Origin of the sequence: Leeuwenhoekiella marinoflava DSM 3653 (genome assembly GCF_900129005.1) — a bacterium.
GTDB lineage: Bacteria > Bacteroidota > Bacteroidia > Flavobacteriales > Flavobacteriaceae > Leeuwenhoekiella > Leeuwenhoekiella marinoflava.
On the sequence record NZ_FQUN01000039.1, the window covers coordinates 1 to 2,546 of the forward strand.

Sequence of the window (2,546 nt, forward strand, 5' to 3'; positions counted from 1 at the left end):
TTATATACACTAGATCTTAATAATCCCACGATTCCAACGGTAGATGTTTTAGTTACCGATAATCCTACTCCAACAATCACCGGAACAGCTGATTCCATTGATGACTTAACGGTTAGCGTAGATGGAGTTACTTACGTTGAGGGAGATGGTAATTTGATAGACAATGGAGATAGCACTTGGAGTTTAACAATACCTGCAGCTAATGCTTTAGCTGATGGGACTTATGATATAGTTACAGTAGCCTCTGATGCAGCAGGCAATACATCGACTGATGAAACTACTAATGAGCTTATTGTAGATACAACTCTTCCTACAACTCCTACAGTCAATAATCAGGAAACTAGCAATACCACACCAGTGATTACCGGAACTGCAGACTCTGCAGATGTACTTACTGTAACTTTAAACGGGGTAACCTATACTGAAGGAGATGGTGACTTAACTGATAACGGTAATAATACCTGGACGCTAGTTGTTCCCGTAGGAAATGAACTTGCGGATGGAATTTATGATGTTGTTGTTACTGCAACAGATTTAGCAGGAAATAGCAGTTCAGATCTTACCGTGAATGAATTGACTATCAATACGATGCTGCCTACAACACCTACAGTTGTTGCTCAGGTAACAAATAATACAAGCCCTACTATTACCGGTACAGCAGATTCAGCTGACGACCTAACGGTTATAGTTAATGGCGTTACATACAGCGAAACAGGATCTGATCTAACTGATAATGGAGATGATACTTGGACTTTAGTTATTCCGGTAACTTTGGGTGAAGGTATTTATGATGTGTCTGCGACTGCAACTCAGGGCATACAGTCTGCTACAGATCCAACCAATGGAGAGCTTACTATAGATCTTACAGCACCAGCGGTTCCAACGGTAGATTTCTTAATAACTAATGACACGACTCCTACAATTACCGGTACTTCAGATTCAGCAGTAACTTTAACGGTTGTAGTTAATGGAGTGACTTACACTGAAGGAGATGTAAACCTAACCGATAACGGTAACGACACTTGGAGTTTAGACATACCTACAGTTTTGTCTGAAGGAGTTTATAATGTAATAGCAACAGCATCGGATGCAGCAGGAAATACAGCTACAGATGCGACCATTGATGAACTTACTATAGATATTACAGCGCCAAAACAACCAACGGTAGATCAATTGACAACAAATAATCCTACACCTACAATTACGGGAACATTTGATTCAGTAGATGACTTAACCGTAACAGTAGATGGAGTAATGTATATTGAAGGAGATGGGAATTTGGTCGATAATGGCGATGATACTTGGACTTTAGTTATTCCTGCAGCTAATGCGCTAACTGATGGAGTTTATGATGTGATAGCTACTGCTACTGATGAGGCAGGCAATACTTCAACTGATGGAACAACCGATGAATTGATTATTGATACTGTTGCGCCAACACAGCCAACGGTAGATTTACTAACAACAAATAACCCTACACCTACAATTACAGGAACATTTGATTCATCAGATGAATTGACAGTAAGTGTAGACGGAGTAACGTATATTGAAGGAGATGGGAATTTAACTGATAACGGCGATGATACGTGGACTTTAGTTATTCCGTCAGTAAATACGCTAACCGATGGGACATATGATGTGATTGCTACTGCAACAGATGCGGCGAGTAACACTTCAACAGATGCAACCACTAATGAACTTACAATTGATACGGCAGTACCAACAGTTCCAATGGTAGACTTTTTAATTACTAGTGATACTACACCTAGAATTACCGGTACAGCAGATTCAGTTGATGACTTGACAGTAGAAGTAAACGGAGTTGTTTATACAGAAGGCGATGGTGATCTAATCGATAATGGCGATGATACTTGGACTTTAGATATTTCTACCGCTCTTACTGAAGGTATTTATGATGTTGTAGCTACTTCTACCAATACATTGGGTACTACCAGTACAGATTTAACAACAAATGAGCTTACTATAGATTCAGCGATTTGTAATGCACCTTCGTTTACAACTTTTGAAGTAAATGGATTAGGGCTTTTAGGAGCCGGAGTAACAAATCCAAACAATGCGATAGACGGCGATCCTTTAACCTTCTCTCAATTGAATCTTGGGGTTGTAGGTGTAGCGGCATCAGTAGAACAAGAAATTTATTTTGCAAGTGTAACACAAGCTAGTGAAGATTTCAAAATAAGTTTAAAAGTAAATCCAGCATTACTAGCAGTGGGTGTTGCCAATAATATAATATTTGAAGCTTACAATGGACCTACATTAGTTTCTACGTCGAGTCTTTCATCCCTACTAAATCTTGATTTATTAGGACTATTGCAAGGCGGTGCTGTCGCGCAGGTTCCCTTTGACGTTTCAGGGCCTGCAGACCGCATTGTTGTACGTCTTTCTTCACTTTTAGCAGTGAGTACGGCTCAAAATCTAGACTTACATGAAGTGGCAGTTACTTCGGGTCTTCCAGTAATTGCTGCTGCGTCTCAGGACGTAGAAGTATGTGAGGGAGGTACCACAGATTTAGTAGCAACTACTGC

The 2,546-nt window shown here is 40.0% G+C and carries 1 protein-coding gene; it reads left to right on the forward strand.

The window, feature by feature from the left end; translation table 11 throughout:
* The coding region (locus BUB91_RS20570) for a beta strand repeat-containing protein (RefSeq protein WP_254796118.1) at positions 1-2,546 on the forward strand (2,546 nt) is incomplete at both ends.